The following is a 24,728-nucleotide window of genomic DNA, read 5'->3' as shown; positions in this document are numbered from 1 at the left end:
CACTTCACACCGTACGAGCGACTTTCATCGCATACGGCGTTCCAACTAATCCAACTCATTCAATATTTTTATGTATATGCAAGATGAAATGTAGAATCAGATTGCTTCGTTCAGGCATAGCTCACGCAATTCATTGACCTTTTCAAGTTGTTTTCCATTTAACTTAAGAACGTTTAAAAGCACGTGTATTTTCTCTAGATTTTTCATATGAATGAGGCGATGAACAGGTTCGTGTACTATCATTAAATTCCCGTAAGAATCATCTTGTGTTAGATGAAAGGGTGTTTTATGATGACAGTGACTATCGTTCATTCCTAATTCAATTCCTGTAACGGCACATTTTCCGTATTGTGCAATAAATCGGCTTATCCGATTGTCGTTATATTCGATAGAACGACTTGGGATATATTGCTTCATCACATAAGCGAGGACTTGTTTATTTATTGCCCGCAAACTTTGATGAATTTTATTTCTACCTACGGTAGTGTAGTTACAGATTGATTGAGAGAAGTTAAGATTCACTTTACAACGTTGGGCATGAATTGGAACAATGACCATTCCTTTTATTTTATAAAGTTTACATTCGTACCCTTTATACCGTTTTTGCAAGGTTTTTGTGAATTCCTGAAACGTTGCCTCTTTCCTCATTTCGTTTAAACGATTAAATAATGCTTTATTAAGACGACCGCTCAGCTCATTTAAGTCTTTTGTAATGTGAGATGCTGCGGAATAATAATTCTGTATTCCCATTATTACCGTATTGAATCGCCAAACATTTTCAGGTGATTGATGTTTCTGAATTACCTTTATTGCTTGTTTAAGCTTTATCTGTGCATTATCGAGTGACTTTTTGGTCATATGGGATCGGGCAACATACAGCGTTCTTTTATTCGTCCGCTTCCGATGTGCCTTAATACGAAACCCTAAAAACTCTGATGAGTTTTTCTTTAAGTTGACCACTTTAGATTTTTCCCCACTAATTTCAAGGTGAAGCCTTGTTTGAAGAAAATCCTTCACTGCATAATGCATTTTTATCGCTTGCGAGCGAGTACGACAAAGAATTTTGAAGTCATCAGCGTATCTCACAATATAGCAGTGTTTCAGATTCGATTTTTTCAATGCATTGTATCTGCCAGCATATGATTGATACGGCTTTCGTGTTTCAAAGCTTTCCCATTGATAACTAACCCACCAATCTAGTTCATTTAAAACAATGTTAGATAGCAGGGGTGATAATATTCCTCCTTGCGGAGTACCTTTGGTTGGGAATCCTTCTCCTATAACTTCAGCTTTTAAAAGACGCGAAATAATAGAGAGTATTGCCTTATCACGAATACCAAGCGACCACATTTGTTTTAATAGTTTGGCATGATTTACATTGTCGAAGAACCCTTTAATATCGACGTCAACACAGTGATATAGACAAGCCCGATTAATAAGCGTCTCGAACCTGGCTTTCGCATGATGTGTACTACGATTGGGTCTAAAACCATAACTGTGTTTATAAAACTTTGCTTCACAGATGGGTTCGAGGACTTGAAGAATACACTGTTGGAACAATCTATCCCAAATAGTTGGAATTCCTAGAGGACGTGTTTTCCCGTTTGCCTTCGGGATAAATACCCGTCGAACAGCTTTGGGTGTATAACTCCTAAACATCCGTTGTATCGTAGATACAACTTCGATAACGGATAATTGACTTATATCTTCAATCGTTAGTTCATCATATCCAGCCGTTGTACTGCCAGTATTTCGTTTAATATTACGATAAGCTAATCGAATGTTTTCATCGGATTGCATTAAATCGAGTAATCCATAAAAATTTTGACCATCAGCACTTTTAGCATATAAAGAATCAAAATGATATTGCATATCATAATACTCGTTGTGCCTCAGTTTCTTACGTTTTAACAAGTCGGTGGCTCCTTTGGAGCTGAACCTCTATTAGTCTTACAAGAACCTTATTAATCGTATAAGAACTGTCTTGCTTGGTTGAATGAATCTTTCATTAGTCTAGTGGCTATCCCTCCACGTTCATTACACGCTTCAACGGTACTGTGCCACCACTTTCACTGATATGAAGAAAAGTTATAGAACCGCTAGTCTCACGACTCTTTTCCTTTTCAACGCTTCATCAAGAGTAAGCCCTCCACGTTATCAGCTTACAACGTTGAGTTATATCTATTATGAAACAAACTTAGGTGCTTCCTCTGAGCCTGTTAGCATTGCATGTGCCTGTAACACAAGATGGATTTTTATATTGTCGATTCTTACTCATCCACAGCTAACCCTACATTTGGTAGTAAATACATTTCTATATAACGTGCGTCTAGACCCGTACATTCGGAAGTTCGTCAGCAATACATTTTGTATTGTATTTACATTGCATTCTCACCATATCTGTTCAACCCAAGCATCATGATTCACACCACCCCATCGGGTAGGCTTTCGTCAGCCAAACTGTTACGGTAAATTCTCACGCCTATTAGCCGAGCTTATAACACGCTCCTTCTTACTAATTCGCGTGCTACTCGACGCAGGGGAAGCCTTTCGGAGCGTTACTTCCTCATTCGACTTCTCGATATAACCCTTCAGTTTTAGGCAACCTAAAACTGCCTAACCTTTACCGAAATTGTGTGACCACATTTCATTTGAGTTAGGAACATTTCGCACCAACAATCGCACCCGATAATTGCAAACCAATAAGTGCGCACTCTCAATCATCGTTTATCTTGTCTGAATAACACTTTGATAATGTAGTCTATAATAAAACCATAGATTAACCATACGAAAAGGTGCACCAAAAAGCCGGGAAAGAGGATTTTGGAATGTTCGCTATCATACAGAAAATCATGAATGTTAAGCGCCCAAAATATTTTTCCTAGCAAGGGATCAAGGGCGAATATTATATCTTTAACTGGGTTATACAACAATTCAAATATGTAGTGAATAACTGCCAATATAGGCAGCCAAAAAGAAAACCGTTTTAACAATGACATGAATTCCCCCCCTCAACATCTTGCTAATTTCGTTCTGAAACAAACCAGTTTTCTAAGAACCAGTACAATTCATTCCACAACAATTTGGCCCGATTGCTGAACAATCTGAAATAAATTTTCCTCAACTTTATTATAGCTTAATCTAATAGGAGTTGTCGTTTGTTCCAAAACTCGTACCTTTCTGAACACACTGCTGTTCAATCTGAAAAGGACGGTTTTTATTGGCTTATTCGTAACAAAACTCTGTCCACAATTCTACGTACAATAACCTGATTTATTCTATCTTATGCTACAACAAGTTTTGAGAAAAATAAGGAAAGAGTGACTTCAGTGTAAATTGGATATCCACGTGTATCAACAGGATTACAAAATTTGGATTTGCAAATGGATGCGCTAATGAAATATGGTTGTGGTAAAATTTTTCACGATAAGATGAGTGGTACGAAGAAGCAGCGTCCAGGATTAGCAGAAGCATTAGAGTATGCACGTGAAGGGGATACAATTGTGGTTTGGCGACTGGATCGACTTGGTCGCAATATGCAGGACCTGATTCACGTTGTGAATAGTTTGAATGAACGTGGTGTTGGCTTCCATAGTCTACAAGAATACCTAACAATGGATAAAAGTAATGCAACAGGTCAATTGATGTTCCACTTGTTCGCAGCGTTTGCGGAATTTGAGCGTAATTCAATAGAAGAACGTTCAGCTGCTGGTCGTGTAGCAGCAAGAGTGCGTGGTCGTCTAGGTGGTCGTCCAGAGAAGTTTGGTGAAAAAGATATTGAAATGATGAAATCACTTATCGAAAGTGGCACACCGATTAAAGATGTTGCAGAAAAATAGGGCGTGTCTCGCACGACGATTTATCGCTATTTGGAAAAGACTCCAAAATAAAACTTAAAGCACTTGCTACCAGGTCACAGCTTGGATAGATGCTTTAATTGTTTAAAATAGGCTTAATCTGAAGTGTAAAATATCACTTAAAACAGGTGCAATTTACAGATTAAAGTGACACAAGGTATTAATTGGTGTCGTATCATAGTGTCATAAGTAAACCCCAAAAAAGGGGCTAATATATAAATGAAATACGGATACGCAAGAGTAAGTACAGCATCCCAGGATCTTGAGGCACAACTTCAAGCGCTCGAGAAAGAAGGCTGCGACAAAATCTATTCTGAGAAGTTCACGGGGACTAAGGCAGACCGTCCACAATTCGTTGAATTACTTTCTATATTGGAGGAAGGTGGCACGCTAATGGTAACGAAACTGGATAGGTTCGCCCGTACCGCGTTATCTGGTACAGAAATTATCAAAGACCTGCTGCAAAACGGCGTGAAGGCCAATGTGCTGAATATGGGCTTAGTGGAGGATACGCCAACAGGACGATTGATCCTGAACGTCATGAGTTCCTTTGCAGAGTTTGAACGGGATATGATAGTGGAACGTACGCAGGAAGGCAAAGCCATTGCAAAACAGAATCCCGATTTCAAAGAGGGTCGCCCTAAATAGTACGGTAAAAAACAGATAGAACGCGCTTTACATCTACTGAAGAGTAATTCCTATAAGCAAGTGGAGGAAATAACGGGCATTTAAAAAAGCATATTGATTCGTGCCAAAAAAGGAGCTATCCAGTAACGCTTACTGAGTACAACAGGTGATATATTAACCTGTTGTGTATAGAGGATACTGGAGTTAGTATAGATGTATGGACACACGTTAGTTAAGTCTCTATCCTAAAAAGAAGAGAAGGACGTGTCCCGAATGAAACAAAAACGATATAATAATGATTTCAAAAACACAATTGTCGAGCTTTACAGATCTGGCACATCTGTAGGGGATCTCCACCGCGAATATGACGTATCAGAAGTAACTATTTATAAGTGGATTAAAGCACTTTCACCTGTTGAAGGCGCTGACGGTCTAACACCGAAAGACATTGCAGAGATTCAAAAAGAAAATCTTCGCCTCAAGCAGGAAGTCGACATCCTAAAAAAGGCTATGGTCATATTCGCGAGAAAGTAACAGAACAAGAAATTATTGACTTCATTGAACAGGAGAAGGAAAATCAGCCTATCCAATTGATGTGTCATGTGCTTGAAGTGCCCAGAAGTACGTATTATCAATCATTCAATAAAGTGAAATCTACATATGAAATTGAAAACGAAAAGATTTTGAAACGTATACGAGTCATTCATGCGGAAAGTAAACAGCGTTATGGCGCCCCTAAGATCCATATTATTTTGGGTGAAGAGGGTTTTGTAGTTAGCCTAAACCGTGTACAACGAATTATGAAAAAAGCAGAAATCTTATCCGTTATCATAAAGAAATATCGTCCAACTAAGTCCACTGGATTAGTGGTGGAAAGAGAAAATATACTGAAACAAGATTTCACGACAACCGACATCAATCAGAAGTGGGTTGCGGATATTACTTATATTCATACAAGCAATAACGCCTGGTGTTATTTGGCTTCCGTTCTAGATCTGCATACGAAAAAGATCGTTGGTTATTCCTTTTCAAAATCAATGACAGTGGACTTAGTCCTCGATGCCTTGTCAAACGCAATCACCATCCAGCAACCTGGTGAAGGCCTTATTTTCCATACTGATTTAGGAAGTCAATACACGAGTGACGCCTTTGAAGAAGCCATGACGGACGCTAAAATGAGGCATTCATTTAGCCGCAAAGGCTGCCCATATGATAATGCCTGCATCGAGTCTTTTCATGCAACTTTAAAGAAAGAGGAAGTGTACCGTACAACCTATGTGGATTACGAATCGGCAAGGCTGGCACTCTTTCATTATATCGAATCCTGGTACAACCGGAAACGTATTCACGGAGCAATTCAATACATGACGCCGCAGCAACTAGAAGACTCTTGTCGTAGCAAAATCGGCTCATGATTTGATGAACGCTATAGTTATCCTTATAAACTGAATAAACAAGAGGTTAAAGTCTACACTCAATTCCTGTATCCAGAGAAACTAATTAAAGGTGTCTATTTCACTAATTGATTTCTCTGGATACAGGATATTCACTGAGTTGATGCCTGTTTGAAAAAGACTTAACTTTATTGTGTCCATGGTATTGACTTAGAACCATACAGGTCCTTTTCATGAAGATGAAGCTAAATAGAAAATCAGTTAGTTAAATACAACTTGACATATCGTGAAATGACGATATAATAAGAGTATGAAACCAATTGATGTGTTTAAAGCATTGTCTAATGAAACAAGGTTGCAAATATTAGAATGGTTAAAAGAGCCCGTGAAACATTTTACGTCTCAGGATGTAATGGATTTTCAAAATGTCGGTGTGTGTGTAACTCAGTTCCATGAAAAATTAAATGTTACACAATCAACGGCATCTCAGCATCTTGCCATTCTACATCGAGCTGGCCTTGTGACCACAAGTCGTCGCGGGAAATGGACATATTATAAAAGGAATGAAGAAGCTTTTCATCAACTTAAAGAGATTATTGGGCATCAAATATAGAAGTTAATAGAGATCCCTATAGGTAAGTTAAGGATTTCAGTTGTACTTTTATACAACCTGTTCAATATCTCTTTAGTCCTTTGTCCGTTATGAGTGTTTATAATAAATGACTGTTTTTGTTTCATCATTTTTTTTGTGATTACATATCGGTATTGTGTTAAATGACGATGTGGGTGTGTGGTGAAGAAGGCTATTTTTTTTGCAAGTACGCATCGTCATTTCGCGTAATGTATTAATGTGTAACCCACAAGTTTGAACATTAAATTGTTGTTTATTATTAAACAATTTTGGGATATCAGTGATATGTGATGGTATAAAGAAGACCAGTCAGTATTAAATAAACACCATTATTCCAGCCACACTACGCAGGCAATTCGTGAACACAAATTGGTGGCATCTAAGACAGAACTATTCCCAATAAATTAAAAGGAGTGATTAATGTGGCATAGACTACTACAACAATTGAAATCCCAGCTTCACCTGATAAAGTTTGACAATTAATCGGAGGCTTTGATTCACTTCCAGATTGGCTGCCTTATATACCTAGCGGTGAACTAAGGGAGGGTGGACGCGTGCGCCATCTAGCTAATTCTGATGGCGATGCTGTTGTAGAACATTTGGAAGCATTTAATAACAAAGAGCGCTACTACACCTATTCAATTATGAAAGCACCATTCCCGATCACTGATTATCTATCTTCAATTCAAGTTTGTGAGATTGACGGCGACAGCAAAACATCTCTGGTAGAGTGGTCCGGTAGTTTTACACCTGTAGGGGTTAGTGACGAAGAAGCAATAAATCTATTCCACGGCATCTACGCGGATGACTTAAAGGCATTAAAACAATAATTTAAAAAATAGACAGTAATAATTAATTTTGATGTAAACAATGATATTTGTAAATTTAACAAGTGATTTTCTAAATCAATTCATACTATACCAATAAATTTTAGGAGGATTTTATATGAAAGATATATTAAAAGGAAAATTAGGTTTTGGTACTGCTCCACTAGGTAATATGTTCCGTAATATCCCGGAAGAAGAGGCTATGGCAACTGTAGATGCTGCTTGGGATAGTGGGATTCGTTACTTTGATACTGCCCCATTCTACGGAGCTGGTTTATCAGAGATTCGCCTTGGTGAAGCACTGTCAAAACGTAATCGTGATGAATATGTGTTGAGTACGAAGGTAGGCCGAATCATTTTAGATGAAATGGAAGATCCGGCTGGGCGTGACTTGGGAGAAAAGGGAGGACTTTTCGAATTTGGCCGTAAGAATAAAATTATTAATGACTATAGTGCCGATGCAACCCTCCGTTCTATTGAGCAGAGCTTGAAACGTTTACAAACAGATCGTCTAGACTTTGTTTATATTCATGATATCGCGCAGGATTTTTATGGCGATGAATGGCTTTCATATTTTGAAAGTGCTCGTACAGGGGCATTCCGTGTGCTTACACGTTTACGTGAAGAAGGAGTCATTAAGGGTTGGGGGCTCGGAGTAAACCGCGTAGAACCGATTGAGCTCATGCTGGAACTAGAAGAAGCGAAGCCAGATATAACTTTACTAGCTGGTCGTTATTCATTATTAGATCATGAACATGCACTGCAAAGAGTGATGCCTATGGCATTAAAAAACAATGTCGACATCGTTGTCGGTGGTCCGTACAGCTCAGGTATTCTTGCTGGAGGTACCCACTTTGAGTATCAGAAAGCATCTCCTGAAATTATTTCAAAGGTTGAGAAAATGAAGGGTATTACACAGCGTCACGGAATTAGTATCAAAGCAGCTGCTTTACAATTTTCGCTGGCTAATCCAGCAGTGGCTGCCGTCATTCCTGGTGCTAGCCGTCCTGAGCGAATCGCAGAAGACCAGGCAGCATTGAAAACTGTTATTCCGGATGCATTTTGGCAGGAAATGCGTGAACAAAAACTGGTTGCAGCTAATGCACCACTACCAATGAATTTGAAAGGGAGTAATTAATATGGCACAGACTACTACAATAATTGAAATCCCAGCTTCACCTGATAAAGTTTGGCAATTAATCGGAGGCTTTGATTCACTTCCAGATTGGCTACCTTATATACCCAGCAGTGAACTAAGCGAAGGTGGACGCGTGCGTCATCTAGCTAATCCTGATGGTAATGTGATTGTTGAAAGTTTAGAAGCATTCAACAATAAAGAGCGGTACTACTCTTATTCGATTATGAAAGCACCGTTTCCGGTCACTGATTATCAATCGACAATCCGCGTTCGTGAAATCGCCGACGATAGCAAAACATCACTGGTAGAGTGGTCCGGTAGTTTCACACCTGTAGGGGTTAGTGACGAAGAAGCAATAAATCTATTCCACGGCATCTACGCAGATGGCTTAAAGGCATTAAAACAAGCATTTTAATCATAATATTCACCGAAATTGTGTGACCACATTTCATTTGAATCAGGAACGTTCCACACCAACGAAGCACCCGCTAGTTCAACAACTGGAGACCGTTTATTGCGGTCTTTTTTTATGTGCTTAAATTTAGGGTTAACTACTACCGTGACCAGCTACTCAGTGAATACAATACAAGTCAATACCTATGCGATTTTAGTGTTAGGTACCTATTCAGTAAATACAATACAATTCTATAATAATACAAAGAAAATCAATACCTATGCGATTTTTCTTTACTTTTTGTATTATTACTTGAACGTGTGAATTGTTCGTCTTTGTGTCTCACACAGGTACCCCTTTTTGGTTGCACCGATTATTTGACACCATCCAAAATCTAATACGTCATTCAGCATGCGATACATTGGAAATCACTTTGCAATAAGATTCAATTGTCTTTATGAATGCTAATATAATTATTCTTAGGGGGTGCCGCATGAATAAAAAATTTGCCATTTTATTGATACTAGCTTTATCTTTGTTTTTTACCGAAACAATTTATGCCAATGAACTTACAACACCATCTGGAATTCCATTATCCGATGTAGAACGGTTCGTAGACGATTATGTAAATGAATATATTGGTGAAACAACTGCGGGTGCGGGCATTGTTATTTTGAAAGATAATAAAGTTGTTTTATCAAAAGGATATGGTTATGGAGATATTGAAAACCAGATTAAAATAAATCCGAATACGGCTATTTTTGAATGGGGTTCAGTTAGTAAATTGTTTGTCTGGGTGTCGGTCATGCAATTAGTCGAACAAGGAAAAATCGATTTAGATGAAGATATAAACAGCTATTTACCGCAAGGATTTTTAACAAAACTAACATATGATGTTCCTATCACTATGTTGGATTTAATGAATCACACTGCTGGATTTGAGGAGAATATTTTTGATACGGGATATGCTACCGAATACCGTGTAAAATCTTTAGAAGAAGGATTGAAAATTGCTGATCCAAACCAAGTATATCGTCCAGGTGAAGTCGTTGCTTATTCTAATTACTCAACTTCTCTAGCTGCATATATCGTTCAATTAATTACAGAACAAGACTTTAATGACTATGTTGATGAACATATATTTCAAAAATTAGGTATTCTAGATTCAACTGCCTATTTGTCTTTAGGGAGAAATGAGCAGATAACAAAAAACAAAGTAAATGGATATGAGCTTATTGAAGAAGGAAATTTCAAACTATCCACACCGTACTATATGTCCATGTATCCTAGCGGTGGAATAAATTGAACAGCGCAAGATTTAGCTAAGTTTGCAATGGCACTTATGCCACAATCCGATATTGAAAACGTTTTGTTTGAGGATGAAAATACGCTAGTTACAATGCTTTCGCAAAGTTATGCTATTAATGAAAATGTCCCTGGTATCGCACATGGTTTTTGGGAGTATGATGGAAAGTTTAAAGGATTTACGCATGGTGGAAATACAGTTTCCTTTTCAAGTAATTTTCATATCGTCCCTGAAGAAAATTTTGCAGTAATAATAGTAACGAATCAAGCTTCAGAGTCTGATATTTCCTATGGACTGACGAAGGAACTGGTTGGAGAAAAAGAGATAGATGAAGAAAAATTAGCGAACTTACCAAACTCACAAATAACAGAAGGAAAGTATCTTACTACTCGCAGAATGAAAAGTGGTTTCTTAAATTTGTATTACTATTTAATACCACTTACAGTGAAATCACTAAATGCGAATGAAATTGAAGTAAGTTTGGTAGGTATGAAAGCTAATTACGTCCAAACATATCCAAATGTTTATAAAATGACAAATGGTAGTAATATGTTTATTCTTACAAATGTTCTTTATTTTACGATGGAGAATGGTGAAGTTAAACAAATTTCTACATCGATTTCAGATTACCTTCCTTTCGATAAAAGTATATCTTGGTTAACAATAAGTGCTGTATTATTCATTTATTGTTTAGTTTACTTTATTGCTTTCCCATTCGTTTTAATCGTAATTAGTATTTTGAATTGGAGAAGAAAAAAGCCTTCTATAAAAATCAGAAAATGGATTTACCTATTAAATATTGTTGGTACAGCATTTATCGTAAATATTATTTTATTAGCAATGAGGATGTTGAGTAATAGTGATCGAGGATATTTCGAAGTATTCCCACACATAGTTGCAAATTATGTTTTAACTATTGCAAGTGTTGTTTTTATTATTTTCATTCTAGTTAATTGGAAAAAGGCAGCTTTAACGAAATTCGAGAAGGCTATTTATCTTCTATCAATCTTTACTATTGTTATATTAATCTTTTTACTTATATCATGGCAGTTTTATTCTTAAGTAATGCTAATTTCAGGTAATTTCAGGGACCTGTGCGTGGCACTATTCAGTAAATAAAATTCTATAATAATGCAAAGTAAATCAAAGCCTATACGGTTTTTCTATACTTTTGTATAGTTACTTGAATGCATGAATTGTGTGTCATTGTGTCTGACACAGGTACATTTTAATAGTTCCTTACACACGCACTATACAAAACACAAAAAGGCGCTGATTAAATGGGAAGTTGGTTTCCGCAGCTTTACGATTTGGCGATGAGGCCATTAGAAGCGACAAGATTTAAAAAAATAAGAACTGAGCTTGTGCGTGAAGCAGGGGGAAACGTTTTGGAGATTGGCTCTGGGACAGGGGTAAATTTCCCGTATTATGGGTTTGCTACTCAAGTTACTGCAATTGAACCAAATCCTTTGATGAGTGAGCGGGGGAAGCGGCGTCTGGAGCAAGCAAATATGCCAATCGATGTATTGGAAGCTAGTGCTGAATCATTACCTTTTGTGGATGATACATTTGACACAGTTATCGCAACGCTTGTATTTTGTACGATTCCAAATCCGTCAAAAGCGTTGGAAGAAATCCGGCGTGTTAGTAAACCGGGTGCTAAAATTATGTTTTTTGAGCATGTACGTATGAAACAGCCTGTATTCGGAAAAACGCAAGACATCCTGAATCCTTTATGGACTAAAATCTGTGATGGTTGTCATTTAAACCGTGATACGTTATCAATGATAGAGCTAGCAGGTATCGAGGTGACACATGTAGAATCACTCTATCAGAAATTGTTCTTATCAATTAAGGGCTTGAATATAAAGTGACTTGTACATTCTTGTAACCCGTTCAGTTGAAAGGTACAAAAATCAAAATAACAGATCAAATCACAAGGTTTTTAACGCTAGATAGTATAAAATAAAATTTGAAATAGCACCTCAATTCGTAAGTTCTCCGACAAAGGGAATGACAGCGGGTTTAGGTGCTTTTTATTTACTCTGTTTTCCGCGTTCATCTCACTATATTAAAAGGGGATTCTGAATAAAAAGATAAATATGATACAATTAGCAAAATACACATTTGGAATTATTGGAAAATAGATTACGGTATAATTTTTGATTGGAAGACGTTGTTATATTATTGAGGGGGGTGATAAACATTAAGAATAAATATTTTTATTTATTTGCGATAATACTTATTATTGTACTGCTTTTTATCATTATCAGATGGAATGACTATCGCGAAAAAGAGTTAGTAGATGTGATGGATGCTGAGGATATAGTGGAAGTTCATTATAGAAATTTACCGCTTGAAAGTCATGCTGGCGAGTTCGATAGGTCAATTAGTGATTCTGAGTCTATTCAAGAATTAGTGGACTTTTTTAGTCAATATAGAGTAAAGAAAGTCGGATTAAGGAATTTCACAACCAAATATCCTAATGAACAATTTATTTTTAAACTTGAGTATGCAGATAAACGAATTACCATTGATTCGCTTATTGAAAAAGATGTAGTCCTTCTGATTCATGACCAATATGAGATTACAAATGGACCGTTTGACTACAAATGGATTGAAGACTTTATAGAAAGGCATGAATAAGCTAGCATTGGATCAAAGATCAACACTGCCCCTATGGGTGGTGTATTTTCTTTTTCATCTCCATTCACCTTTGAATTAACCACTGAATCAGCAGTGTTTTTAACGAAAAATGAACACCTTACAATAATTATTGTAAGGTGTTCATTTCATCTGCATTCGTTGGCTAGTAGATTCCGTCGAGATTGACTATTTCGGAATTAAGTGAAGAGAGGGTCGCAACATTCTAACAGGCTTACGTAATGCATATACATTACCGTCTAGAAACTATTATTTTTATGGAGGTAGAGGGTGTGAAAATTTTACGCTTGGGCCATGCGATGTACGTATTTAAAAGCAAAAAAAACTATCTTATTGATCCATTCTTTGATTTAAATCCCGGATGCCCTAAAGAGTTTAATGATGAACGATTCTTTCAGTCCATAGATGGGGTTTTTCTGACTCATGGTCATTTTGACCATACGAGTGGTTTACAAAAAATACTGGATTCGAATCCGGACATACTAGTTGTCGCACAGTATGAGTTGGCACTAATTCTTCTGCAACAAGGAGTTAAAAATGTTTATCCGATAAATATAGGCGGATCAATACAACTAGAGGATGTCAAAGTAACAATGGTCCCAGCAAAACATAGTTCATCTTATAAGGAAACAGAAGGAACCCCCATCTATGCAGGTGAAGCGGCAGGTTACATTTTTGATTTCAAAGATAGTCACACGCTCTATCATTCAGGTGATACTGCTGTTACGTATGATATTAAAATCATTCAAGATTTATATAAACCAACTATCGCAATCCTTTCTTCATCTGGTCAATTCACAATGGGGCCACAAGAAGCCGCATATGTTGTTAAAAACTTTTTAAATGTAGAGTACGTAATTCCGAGTCATACATTTCCTACGAAAGAAACAGCTCCCGAGCCCGCAGCACTTGAGAGCCTATTGGCTGCTTTTCCAATCATAGAAAATATGATAGATAAAGATCGGGATTTAGAAAAGGCATTAAAAGACTATCCTAAAACAAAAGTGGTCATCCTGGGATATGGCGAAGAACGGGAATTTTGAAAGTAGCGATTGGTACCAGAATCCAGAACAATCCCCAAATTCAATGGGAAGCCGGTGCCTTTTACTAGCTTTTATTAGTATGCATACTGGTTACACTATGCACGAAACCATTCTGAGAATGCATTCTAATTATAACTATATAAAAAAGATCGGACATGTAAGCAAATGTCTGATCTTTTTTGTATAGTTATGTGGATGATTTTATTGCTTGTCTGTTAGTGATGGCTGCCTGTGCACCACACACTCAATTGGAATAATGCCATTCTGTTGAATAAGCATAGATACGAAATAAAAGTCCTCTGCCTGAGCAATCGGTCGGAGGGCTTTTGGTTTATAAGTGGAAATGCGTGCCTATGAACCATGCATTTCAAACGCAATTCTGGGTTTTTCCTTCCATGAAATGAAACAAAACAAAACCGATTGTTGAAACAAACATAAAGTTTCGTGCACATGCACCACTCACTTCTGTACTTGTTCAACTAACGAATGGGAATTCATACTTTTTTTGTCGAGATTTTCGCTTCAGGCGACCACTTCCGACAGTGCAAGGGGCCGAAAAGGATACTATGCATAAAAGAGAATTTAAAAGTTTTGAAACTTTTCTCCGTTTCCTCCGTCTATACAGTGCCAAATTCAGACGTAGCCGGTATGGAACTGGTTTGTCTTAGAATAGAAGGGGAGAGATTAGATGAAGAGAAAAATCATGACAGCGCTTGGCGCATTACTATTAGCGTGCAGCTTACCGTTATCCAGCTCAGCGGCAGACAAGCAACTGTTTAAAGATGTGCCGCCGACGAAGCATTTCGCGGAATCGGTGAATGAGCTGGCTGAGCGAAATGTTATCGGTGGGTATCCGGATGGTACTTTCAAGCCGAGCAACTCGATTACGAGAGGGCAGGCTGCGGCAATAATTGCCAAGATGATCAAGCTTGATACGGACAATGTGAAGAATCCTAATTTCAAAGATGTGTCAACAGCGAACGGCTATTACAAAGCGATCGCTGCGATGGCGGAAAAAGGGATTATCGGCGGCTATGCGGACGGACGATACGGTCCGAATGATCCAATCAAGCGAGGGCAGATGGCTTCAATTTTGGTGAAGGCGTTTGATTTGCCGCGTGACGGGGATATCGGCAATCCGTTCAAGGATGTTCCGGGCTATGGATCCCATGACGACAACATTCTGATCATTTATAAGCTCGGCATTACGACGGGAACGACGCCTAGCACATTTAGCCCGAATGCGGCGATTACGAGAGGGCAAGCGGCGAAGATGATCACAGCGACTGAAGATGCGAAGCCGTCGAATTTGGTGACGCTCGAACCAAGTGATTTTGGATGGGATCTCATCACAAACATCACAGCGGATGAAATCAATTCCGGGTTATTCAAAGCGGTTTTGATTAAAGGGAAAGAAGGATATACAGAAGATAAAGTCCAGCTGATTCCGTTGAAGGAAGGGAAAGGAGCCATCGTTTTCCACGGAAGAACTTCCAGAACAGCGGAATTGGAACACCGCAAGAATTACGTGCATATCAAAAAAGAAAACGGCGAGCTGAAGTTGACGTTGGAAAAGATGGAGGATCATCTGCCGACAGTAGCAGAGTTATATATGCTATACGGAGAGTTCGGACAAAGGACTGATGTTTCAGGAGATGTCCGAAATGTATCTCTCGCTACGATGGACGGGAAACTGCTTAATGACAACATGACGTTCAAAGTATGCGATTATTCCATTTGCATTGATATCGATAAGCCGGGCGAGTATATTGCCACTGTCCGCTTTGCTGATGGGAAGGTAGTGCTTTACGGAATCGAAGCCAAGGTAGCCGAGAACAAAATCTACTATACGATGCGCACATTGAAGGAGCAGCCGACATTTTCATATGGTGAAGAGGATAAATACGATATCGGAAAGTACAACATCTGGCCTGAGAATTATGAGCAGATTGCCGACGTTACGAGAGAGCCGGGTACAAATAGGTTCCACTACACCGGCAAAAAAGCAGGCACTGTTATGATTGATTATGTGAATAAAATCGACAAAGGTGTATCTTGCGAAGGACCTAATAACACAGGTGACTGTCATAGACATCTTATGACCGGCATAGGGGTATCTGTCGAACAGATTGGGTCGATCATCCATGTAAGTGGTCGGGGATTAATGGAGCCGGATCTTTAAGAGGAGTAAGTGACAATGAATTTTAGGAACACACTAGCGTTGCAAAGCAGTAAAATAATGTAAAACAAAGGATTGGAATCAGAAATAAAGTTAAATTAATTCGAAAAAAAGAGCTCCTACTGTAAAATGAAACTGACGACTAATCAGTTATCTACTTTACAGAAAGGAGCTTTCTTATGAAAAGTGTAGACGAAGAATTAGTCTTTCGTCAATATTTATCTCTATTGCCCGTTAATATTTTGGCTTGTCCACTGATGAATTATGATGCAAAAAAGTTAACTGACTTTTCCTAGGTGAAAATCTTAATTATGGCCAACTTATGTAAGTAGGCAACCAGGATTAAGTGGAAAGTCACGGAATCCAAGATGAATTGGATCAGTTAGGAAAATAGCCTGTGAAATGTGGTCCGTTCCACAGGTATTGTCATTGCTAACTTGGAGATGGGCTCTATTAAATGTCACCAAGTACTTCTATATCGTTGACTCTTCGACTAATGGAATCTATCATCATTTCTTCTTTTTTAAATTTTTCATAGCCGGTATGCTTTTATCCACTATTTTTTCGAACTCAACAAACACGAAATATCTGTTTTCCCCCATTTCCTGAACATTGATCACTTTTCCATTACGTCCTTTAATTCTCACATTCTCATTAACGGAAGGTATGATTCTTGACGCCTTGTTTAGTACATAGGTTTTACTTTCGTAAAAATGAATGGAATACATATTCTTGTCCCCTTTATTTGTATTTTGAAGGTCGAATCTATTTATTTTATGATGGTGGCAGGGAATTAGAACTAAATTTCAAGTAACTGTGCGTGACACTATTTAGTGAACACAATGCAATTGTATGATAATACAAATAAATCAATAGCTATGCGGTTTTTCTTTATTTTTTAAACAATTATGCGGATGTGTGAATTGTTCGTCTTTTTGTCTGACACAGTGCCTCTTTTTAGGTACTCCAAATATAATATACAAACACAAAATCGCTGCCACGAGAATAGCTCAGGACAACGATTTTTTTGAAACGCATTTATTTCACTGCTTTTACAGATACCAACTCTGTAATTACCCTTCCGTTGCCGCTTGTACTTTTAATTATTCCAATTCCTTTCGCAAGGTATTCTCGGGAGCCATTCGAGTAACGGAGGATGACGACATTCCTGAAGCTTCCGGCTTTCACTGTAATCGTTTTCGTTGTACTTTCTACTAGGACTTTCTGATCAATCGGATAATCCAATTGTGTAGTGTGCGTTCCTTGTTTCAGTGGATAGGGAACGTTCACAAAGATGAAGTCCGAACTTGATACGCCCATCATCAGTCCCTCATTGTCCTCAATATACGTATAGTTAGATAAGTCAGGATAAAGATGACTCTTCTTATTGTAAAGATACGTAAAATCATCTTCTTTTTCCACATAGAACGTCTCTTTTTCGTTACTAATGAAAGAGGGTTCATAGGTAAGAATTAGTCCATTAATTGGCGTCAGCCCTTTCATTACAATAGTAGGGGCAGCTTTCGGACTTATCTTGGATAAAGCCGATGTGTAAATATATCCTTTGTTTTTTCCGGCTTGCACATAAGACCATCCATTCGATGAAGATAAGACAGTCACAGTCGAATGGTTTTTAATGGTATCCAACCTAACAGCATTTTGTTGTGGCTTTGCGCGTAGAAAAATATCTCCTTTCGCACTTACAACCATTTCTGTTGTCTTTACCGCCGCCGCTATCTGTGAAGGAAGTGCATAGGAACAACTGAGTAACAATAACATAATTGCCAATACCAGTTTTCTGATTTAAATCACCCCTGAAAGTAGTTACGTATACGCAAGTCTATGGGGCAAGTAATTTAAGTAGAACTGGTAGTTGCGTCAGAAAAAATATGTAGTGTCAGTACTGATTGGGAAGAGGAACTGATGATTCTTAGACATGGTTACCTACGTGAAAGTTTTGTGAGTACCTGTGGGATGCACAATTGAGACGCGACTTCGAATTGATAGAGTTTTAAGTACGCTGTGTATAAAACTAAAAAAGCCTAACTCCACGGTTAAACTGTAATTTTAGGAACCTACAATGAACAAATCAGAAAAATGACAGCAATTGTATAAAAAATGCAACGTCTGTTAAACCAATGTTTAGAACGATTTCACTTGTATTTTTATAACAATTTTTGAATTTTAATTATTTAACATCGCACCAATACAATTAGTTCATTGAGATAGCGCTTCTCGTCAATTACTTGACGAGTGGGGATATCTTCGGATTCGTATCTACAAAAAGAGAATCTATATGAACTGGATCACAAATTTGGATTTGATTTTCCTGCTTATACTACCTGTGCAATCTACTTGAAAAGCAAGAAGGATAGTTTAATCGTAAGGGCATAGCAATGTCTACTGTCACCACATTAGCTTCATACTGATGGATGAGGTGGTAAAATGACGATTGTACGACTAGGATATGTTGCGATGAGTATGGAACTGAAGAATGCTTCTCCATCTAAAACAATGACGTTTGCTCAGTTTCAAAAGATCGGGGATCGTGAGGCGGCGATTCGCAAATTGGAAAGGATTGCGCTGGCTAATCTTGAAAATACACATAGATTGCTGAAACATAATGTATTTAATGGAATTCATTTTTATCGCTTAACCTCTCGACTAATTCCATTGGCGAACCATGGAGAACTTCCTAATTGGGATTATATGGAGCCTCTAAAAACGAAATTGGACGAAATTGGGGAGTTTGTTAGAAAACATCAGCTAAGAATTGATTTTCATCCGGATCATTTTGTTGTTCTGAATTCCTTTAAAAAAGAGGTGTTGGAGAATTCATTAAAAACCTTAACTATGCATTATTTATTGTTAAAGGGGATGAACATCGATCCTACTCATCGTTGTGTGCTTCATGTCGGTGGCAACTATAAAGAAACAGAAAAGTCTTTGGACCGATTTGTTGCAAATTGGGTTGATTTCCCAAAGCATATTCAACAGATGATCATGCTCGAAAATGATGATACTTCATTTACACTGGACGATACGCTTTATGTATGTGAAAAGTTAGGAATTCCGCTTGTATTTGATTTTCATCATCATCTGGCTCACCATCGTCATGAAAAGTGGGAAGATAATTGGGACCGTGTAGTAGCAACATGGAAGGACTCGCCCCTCCCAATCAAAATGCATATCTCTAGTCCAAAAAGTGAGGACGCATTCCGTCACCATTCAGATTATGTGGATGTGGACATGTTTTTCAGTTTTTTAAAGGAAATCAAAGGTTCGGTTCCTCAAATCGATTGTATGATTGAGGCAAAAAAGAAGGATGAAGCTCTTTTTAACGTTATTAAAGAGGTTAAAAATAGGGACGATGTTGAGATGATTGATGGGTCGTCGTTTTATTTGAAGTAATAGTATAAAGTGATTTTCATAAAAAGCAGGACTCGATGGTATCGGGATTCCTGCTTTTGTATTTTAGAGTTTCCTAAATTGTGATTGATGGTAGGATATGGCATGATAAAGGATAGTAATAGCGTTGCGTTGACACAATTAGATTATAGTAGGGAGGAACACCATTGATTTATCTATTAAAAAGGAGTAAATTATTCATTTTCCTAATTTTCATCCTTATGTTAGTTGGAACTTATACGTTTTTAACGCTGCCGAAGCGGGAAATACCTGAAACCCCTGTCAATCTTGTGATGGTATCTGCTATTCTTCCGGGGGCTGAACCTATGGAGGTAGAAAGAACAGTAACAAATCCACTCGAGCGAGCAGTTAAGAAAGTAGACGGAATCAATACAATGAATTCTGTTTCAGCGAATTCCGTATCAATCATTACACTGTCATTAAATGATGGAATCGACAATGAACAGACAATCAGTAAGTTGCAGCAAGAAGTGCAGAGTTCAGTTAGTGAATTACCTGAGAACGCACAAAGACCTGAAGTGAAAAAACTCGATTTAGCGTTTCCGCTTGTATCATACATGTTTACTGGAGACGATAAAGCACTTGCAGACTTGGAGACATCGTTTGCTACGCTATCAGATGATATCCAGACAATAGAGGGAGTTGCAGGAACAACAGTAAAAGGGTTTACGGAAAAGCAACTAATGATTACGCTCGACCCTAAAAAACTGGCTGAAAATCGACTGCAACCCTTTGATGTACTCGGTGTGTTGCAACAAGCCAATCAACCCCTCTCTCTTGGCACCCACGATGACGGTAAGGAACGTGTCGTCTTGACAGTGAAACAGGATGAGGGAATTGAAAAACTAAAACAATTACAAATTGGAAATGCCGCTGTGCCGTTGGCTAAATTAGCTGATATTGGAGACGTAGCAAAAGATGCGAAAGATATTGTCACGTTTGACGGGCAATCTGCAATTTCTTATACGATTTTCCTTCAGCCAGGGCAAGATATCCCTTCTATGGATAAAACCATTGCGAAGAAGATGGATCGGTTTATTGTAGACCTTCCTAGTGAAATAACGGCCCACACATACGAATCCCAAGCAAACAACGTGAACACAATATTCAATAGTCTATATATTTCACTACTTATCGCAGTCATTGCGGTACTGGTTGTGACAACTGCTGGGCTAACACTGTTCGGTTCGTTTGTAGTCGCATTGACAGTTCTTGCATCTGTACTTGTTGGCCTCATTCCAATTCCGTATATGGGAGTCGACTTGAACCAGATTTCAGTCATTGGGCTCATAATCGCAATTGGGATTCTAGTCGATGATAGCATCGTTGTGAATGACAATATTCAGCGACGTTATAAGTTGGGTGATTCACCACTAAATGGTGCTATAAATGGTGTTAAAGAAGTCTATACATCAATTATTTCTTCCAGTTTAGCGATTGTTGTAACGTTTTCACCGTTACTTTTACTATCTGGTGGAAATGGTGCATTCATCAAAGCACTCCCAAGTATCTTAATCACGACAATTATTGCATCGACTGTACTATCTGTCACGCTTGTTCCAATGCTCCAGTTCATCAAGACTACAAGGAGCAATAAAAAGGTGCCAGATACGCCAGGATTTTTAGGGAAACCTTTAGAAAAAATCGCGGTATTCTACTCAGAAAAAGTATTGCGTTCAGTATTGAAGCGTCCTTTATTCGTCGGTATAGGTGGTCTGGTCATAGCAACTGGATTGCTATTCTTAGCACTTCTAACACCGTTTGAATTCTTCCCAGCTGCAGACAAAGAGGAAGTAACGGTGAATGTCCGACTGGCAGCAGGGACGACGATTGACGAAACAAATAATATAATTCAAAAGATGATTGACGACGTTTCAGATGAAGATGAAAACGTAAAAGAAACAGCCATTTTCATAGGTAGTGGATTACCTAATCTGTTTGCTGCTTCTATGAATAACACAGGTGAAAATACCGGGCAGGCCGTGTTCCGCATTAAAAAAGACAACACGAGTGCCACTGAATTCATTGACAAGTGGGAACCGGAATTACGGAAACGCTACAGTGATGCGGAAATCTTTTTCGGTACAATTGTCCAAGGACCGCCTGTCGGAGCACCGGTTACCGTAACAATTAAGGGCGATGACATCGATCAACTCGCTCAGCTACGTGATGACTTGAAAGCTCGCTTGCTTGAAAAGGGCGCGGATATCGTCACGGATAACTTAGGGGAACCTGTTCCAGCTATCCAGTACATCCCGAATCGCCAAGCACTTGAGGATAATGGGATTTCCTTGAACTTAGTAACGAATCAGCTACAATTGCTTACGCAAGGCGTACCGTTATTTAAGTTATACGAAGGCGATATATCAAAACAAATCGTGTTAAAGGAAAAAGGGATAAATGAGGGGGAACCTGTAGATCTTTCAGAAATTGTCGTGCCTTCCATGACGACTCAAGGTCCACCGAAACTCGTACCACTGGATGAGTTGCTCACTTCAGAGAAAACATCGTTACTCACACAAATCCCTCATGAAAAAGGGGAACGGGCGATTACGTTAAAAGCGTATGGCGATGCAGATGGATTCAAGGATGATATGTTGGATGCTGCTGAAGAAAATAGAAAAGACTTACCTGAAGGCTACACGATCTCTACTGGTGGGGAGAATTCTGATCAGCAGGCATTCTTCGCTGAGATCGGTATTCTATTCTTAGTAGTCTTGTTACTTGTTTACTTGGTCATTGCATTCCAATTCAAATCGTTCAGTCTGCCGTTCCTTGTGTTATTCGCGGTGTACCTTGGTATTTCTGGCGCGATTCTAGGATTGTTCATCACACAGACACCCCTAAGCTTTCTTGGCGTCATGGGGATTGTCTCGTTGACCGGTATTGTTGTGAGGAATGCGGTTGTGTTAATCGACTTTGTGGAAACGCGCCGTCTTCAAGGCAATATGGATGTCATAGAAGCAATTGTCGAGTCAGGATACGTGCGAATCAAACCAATCATTTTGACATCGCTAACGTCAATTGTAGCCTTGATTCCAGTTGCTGTATCGGGTGATCCATTGTTTGAAGCACTTGCAATTACGATCATTGCTGGGCTAGCATTCTCAAGTCTATTTACATTAGTGATGATTCCATCGTTGTATCTGGTGTACTACAAACTAATCGGGCATAAGGCAGAACGTGTATAATCAAATGGAAAAACCACAGCGAATTTGCTGTGGTTTTTCCATTTGCTTTATTCAGTTTTCACATTTGTTTGTTCGTCACTTTGCAACCCGTTCCTCATAAAGTCATCACTAAGCAGTATGTGCTCTTTGTAGCACCTCCTTGGTATGCTCCAGGCAAAATCCTTTATCCCACAAATGAGCGCTATGTTTGGGGAACAAAGACATACTCTGCTAGTGCACATAATGGTCGAAACGCGCCTTAAAACCAGCTTTGTGCCGTAGCTAACAGTTATGTTGATTTTTATCTTGTAAATTTTTTTGAATTAGTGAACCATATAGATTATCCAAGAACAAAACAGTCCCTTCAGAAGATCCAACAAGATCATAAACAACATGCAATATTGATTGCTAATTAAGTTGCATTCAGCGGTCTTTTCTTGTGTGTCGCTTTATCATTGGAATGTGAATTTAGTAACTAAACTTAATTAAATAGATGGCATCATCTAAACGCATATATTTCAAATAACATTGATAACCAAGCTCTATTGTCCAAATCGTACCTTCACCCAAAAATTTATCATTCTAAATTTTAGGTACCTACTCAGTGATGCAATATAATTGTATGATAATACAAAATAAATCAATACTTATGCGTTTTCTACATATCTGAAATAGTAAGGGGACAGACTAAAATGAATCAATCAACGTCCGTTTTGGGTAATTCTTTACAACTTCCAAATGGAACAATCATTAAGAATAGAATTTTTAAATCCGCGATGAGTGAAGCATTGGGAACGGCTCATCAAAATCCAAGTGAATCATTGGTTCCTTTATATAAAACCTGGGCTGAGGGGGGGGCGGGTATTGTCATGACAGGTAACGTTATGATAGATCGAAATTCTTTAGGAGAGCCGAATAACGTTGCTGTGGAAGATGAACGTGATTTAAGTATGCTAATGAAGTGGGCGAAAGCGGGAACTGAAAATGGGACTCACCTTTGGATGCAGCTCAATCATCCAGGGAAGCAATCACCCAAAATGATATCAAAAGAACCTGTAGCACCAAGTGCGGTTCCTCTTACAGGAAGTTTAAAACATTTCTTTAACCAACCACGTGCTCTTCGGGTGTCTGAAATTGAAGATTTGATTAACCGATTTGGAGAAGCGGCAAGAATTGCGAAAAAAGCAGGCTTTACAGGTGTTCAAATCCATGCAGCACACGGTTACCTTTTCAACCAGTTTTTATCCCCCTACCACAATCAACGTACAGATGAATGGGGAGGAACCTTAGCAAATCGTATGAGGTTTTTGGAAGAAACGTATAAAGAAATCCGGAAACAAGTCGGGAGATCATTTCCAATCGGTATTAAACTTAACTCAGCTGATTTTCAAAAGGGTGGATTCACTGAAGACGAGTCTATGGAAGTTCTTCAGAAAATGTCCGAAATAGGGGTTGATCTCATTGAAATTTCTGGGGGCAATTACGAGAATCCGATAATGATGGGCGCAGATGTAAAAGAAACAACAAAAAAAAGAGAAGCGTATTTTATAGACTATGCAAAAAAGGCTCAGGAATTAATCACTACTCCAATTGTAGTCACAGGCGGCTTTCGTTCTCAAAAAGGGATGGAAGAAGCTATTGCGAACGGAGAAATTGATATGGTTGGAATTGCAAGACCTTTTGCCTTAGTGCCGGACTTGGCAAATAGAATATTTAATGGTAGTTATGAAACCGTTCGTGCAAAACCAATCCGAACGGGGATTAAACAAATAGACAAGAGCGCATCCTTGTTAGAAATTGGTTGGTATGAACAGCAGTTAGCAAGAATGGGGAAATCTAAATCTCCAAACCCTGACCATAATGTTTGGTTATCTTTAATACAAAATCTTCTAGGGAATGGTCGTAGTGTCTTCTTAAGAAGAAGAGCATAATTTTGGGAACCTGTGCGAGAAATTATTCAGTGAATACAAAACGATTGTATAGTCATTCGAAATAATTCAAAAACTTCAAGGTTCTTCTTTACTTTTTGTGTAATCATTTGAATACTTCGCCTTTGAGTCTGACACAGG

The 24,728-nt window shown here is 38.4% G+C and carries 17 protein-coding genes and 1 pseudogene; 16 read left to right on the top strand and 2 right to left on the bottom strand.

Annotated elements, in window-relative coordinates; translation table 11 throughout:
- Nucleotides 1-96: 96 nt before the first annotated feature.
- Nucleotides 97-1,914 carry a group II intron reverse transcriptase/maturase gene (gene ltrA / locus H2672_RS15640; protein WP_483315867.1) on the bottom strand — a complete coding sequence of 606 codons (1,818 nt, stop codon included), beginning with the start codon at nt 1,912-1,914 and terminating at the stop codon, nt 97-99.
- Between the two features lie 1,421 nt (nt 1,915-3,335).
- Between ltrA and H2672_RS15635 the strand changes: the two genes are divergently transcribed.
- The 13 genes and pseudogenes from H2672_RS15635 (at nt 3,336) to H2672_RS15575 (ending at nt 16,063) form a co-directional block, all read left to right on the top strand.
- On the top strand, nt 3,336-3,839 hold the full coding sequence (locus H2672_RS15635; RefSeq protein ID WP_370569678.1) for a recombinase family protein: 504 nt from the start codon (nt 3,336-3,338) through the stop codon (nt 3,837-3,839).
- Between the two features lie 237 nt (nt 3,840-4,076).
- Nucleotides 4,077-4,589 (top strand): annotated as a pseudogene (locus tag H2672_RS15630) (recombinase family protein).
- Nucleotides 4,590-4,757: 168 nt separating this feature from the next.
- A protein-coding gene (locus tag H2672_RS15625; RefSeq protein ID WP_370569674.1) for an IS3 family transposase occupies nt 4,758-5,899 on the top strand; the annotation gives its coding sequence in 2 pieces (ribosomal slippage) (nt 4,758-4,992 and nt 4,992-5,899; 1,143 coding nt in all).
- Nucleotides 5,900-6,188: 289 nt separating this feature from the next.
- On the top strand, nt 6,189-6,491 hold the full coding sequence (locus H2672_RS15620; protein ID WP_186672887.1) for an ArsR/SmtB family transcription factor: 303 nt from the start codon (nt 6,189-6,191) through the stop codon (nt 6,489-6,491).
- Between the two features lie 500 nt (nt 6,492-6,991).
- Nucleotides 6,992-7,339 (top strand): SRPBCC family protein, encoded by a 348-nt coding sequence (locus H2672_RS15615; protein WP_370569677.1) that lies wholly within the window; start codon nt 6,992-6,994, stop codon nt 7,337-7,339.
- 115 nt (nt 7,340-7,454) lie between these two features.
- Entirely contained in the window at nt 7,455-8,474 is a 1,020-nt protein-coding gene (locus H2672_RS15610) for an aldo/keto reductase (RefSeq protein WP_186672886.1), read from the top strand.
- Nucleotide 8,475: 1 nt separating this feature from the next.
- Nucleotides 8,476-8,889 carry an SRPBCC family protein gene (locus tag H2672_RS15605; protein WP_186672885.1) on the top strand — a complete coding sequence of 138 codons (414 nt, stop codon included), beginning with the start codon at nt 8,476-8,478 and terminating at the stop codon, nt 8,887-8,889.
- Between the two features lie 472 nt (nt 8,890-9,361).
- Complete coding sequence (locus tag H2672_RS15600) at nt 9,362-10,174, top strand: serine hydrolase domain-containing protein (RefSeq protein ID WP_186672884.1); 813 nt, start codon at nt 9,362-9,364, stop codon at nt 10,172-10,174.
- A 27-nt stretch (nt 10,175-10,201) separates the two neighbouring features.
- A complete protein-coding gene (locus H2672_RS15595) occupies nt 10,202-11,236 on the top strand; it encodes a hypothetical protein (protein ID WP_186672882.1) in 1,035 nt (344 codons plus the stop codon).
- A 218-nt stretch (nt 11,237-11,454) separates the two neighbouring features.
- Nucleotides 11,455-12,048: a class I SAM-dependent methyltransferase gene (locus H2672_RS15590; protein WP_186672881.1), complete on the top strand. Its 594-nt coding sequence runs from the start codon at nt 11,455-11,457 to the stop codon at nt 12,046-12,048.
- Between the two features lie 322 nt (nt 12,049-12,370).
- A complete protein-coding gene (locus H2672_RS15585) occupies nt 12,371-12,820 on the top strand; it encodes a hypothetical protein (protein WP_186672880.1) in 450 nt (149 codons plus the stop codon).
- A 290-nt stretch (nt 12,821-13,110) separates the two neighbouring features.
- The gene (locus H2672_RS15580; protein WP_186672879.1) at nt 13,111-13,881 is read left to right on the top strand and encodes a metal-dependent hydrolase; all 771 of its coding nucleotides are present in this window, start codon (nt 13,111-13,113) and stop codon (nt 13,879-13,881) included.
- 688 nt (nt 13,882-14,569) lie between these two features.
- Nucleotides 14,570-16,063, top strand: coding sequence for an S-layer homology domain-containing protein (locus tag H2672_RS15575; protein ID WP_186672878.1), 1,494 nt, complete (start codon nt 14,570-14,572; stop codon nt 16,061-16,063).
- A gap of 1,035 nt (nt 16,064-17,098) precedes the next feature.
- Here the strand turns inward: H2672_RS15575 and H2672_RS15570 are convergent.
- Nucleotides 17,099-17,839: an SH3 domain-containing protein gene (locus tag H2672_RS15570; protein WP_186672877.1), complete on the bottom strand. Its 741-nt coding sequence runs from the start codon at nt 17,837-17,839 to the stop codon at nt 17,099-17,101.
- Between the two features lie 666 nt (nt 17,840-18,505).
- Here H2672_RS15570 and uvsE point away from each other — a divergent pair.
- The 3 genes from uvsE to H2672_RS15555 all read left to right on the top strand — a co-directional run bounded on the left by uvsE (nt 18,506) and on the right by H2672_RS15555 (nt 24,590).
- Nucleotides 18,506-19,471 carry a UV DNA damage repair endonuclease UvsE gene (uvsE, locus tag H2672_RS15565; protein WP_186672876.1) on the top strand — a complete coding sequence of 322 codons (966 nt, stop codon included), beginning with the start codon at nt 18,506-18,508 and terminating at the stop codon, nt 19,469-19,471.
- Nucleotides 19,472-19,635: 164 nt separating this feature from the next.
- A complete protein-coding gene (locus H2672_RS15560) occupies nt 19,636-22,680 on the top strand; it encodes an efflux RND transporter permease subunit (protein ID WP_186672874.1) in 3,045 nt (1,014 codons plus the stop codon).
- A gap of 671 nt (nt 22,681-23,351) precedes the next feature.
- Nucleotides 23,352-24,590 carry an NADH:flavin oxidoreductase/NADH oxidase family protein gene (locus H2672_RS15555; RefSeq protein ID WP_186672872.1) on the top strand — a complete coding sequence of 413 codons (1,239 nt, stop codon included), beginning with the start codon at nt 23,352-23,354 and terminating at the stop codon, nt 24,588-24,590.
- The last annotated feature ends 138 nt before the right edge of the window (nt 24,591-24,728 follow it).

The sequence above is a fragment of the Sporosarcina sp. BP05 genome (assembly GCF_014282005.1).
In the GTDB taxonomy this organism is placed as follows: domain Bacteria; phylum Bacillota; class Bacilli; order Bacillales_A; family Planococcaceae; genus Sporosarcina.
This window is presented reverse-complemented; position numbering and strand designations above follow the sequence as displayed.

What these genes read in the sequence shown, in the direction of transcription:
- H2672_RS15620 (WP_186672887.1), top strand. Translation starts at nt 6,189, where the DNA reads ATGAAACCAATTGATGTGTTTAAAGCATTGTCTAATGAAACAAGGTTG.
- H2672_RS15610 (WP_186672886.1), top strand. Translation starts at nt 7,455, where the DNA reads ATGAAAGATATATTAAAAGGAAAATTAGGTTTTGGTACTGCTCCACTA.
- H2672_RS15605 (WP_186672885.1), top strand. Translation starts at nt 8,476, where the DNA reads ATGGCACAGACTACTACAATAATTGAAATCCCAGCTTCACCTGATAAA.
- H2672_RS15600 (WP_186672884.1), top strand. Translation starts at nt 9,362, where the DNA reads ATGAATAAAAAATTTGCCATTTTATTGATACTAGCTTTATCTTTGTTT.
- H2672_RS15595 (WP_186672882.1), top strand. Translation starts at nt 10,202, where the DNA reads ATGGCACTTATGCCACAATCCGATATTGAAAACGTTTTGTTTGAGGAT.
- H2672_RS15590 (WP_186672881.1), top strand. Translation starts at nt 11,455, where the DNA reads ATGGGAAGTTGGTTTCCGCAGCTTTACGATTTGGCGATGAGGCCATTA.
- H2672_RS15575 (WP_186672878.1), top strand. Translation starts at nt 14,570, where the DNA reads ATGAAGAGAAAAATCATGACAGCGCTTGGCGCATTACTATTAGCGTGC.
- H2672_RS15570 (WP_186672877.1), bottom strand. Translation starts at nt 17,839, where the DNA reads ATGTTATTGTTACTCAGTTGTTCCTATGCACTTCCTTCACAGATAGCG.
- uvsE (WP_186672876.1), top strand. Translation starts at nt 18,506, where the DNA reads ATGACGATTGTACGACTAGGATATGTTGCGATGAGTATGGAACTGAAG.
- H2672_RS15555 (WP_186672872.1), top strand. Translation starts at nt 23,352, where the DNA reads ATGAATCAATCAACGTCCGTTTTGGGTAATTCTTTACAACTTCCAAAT.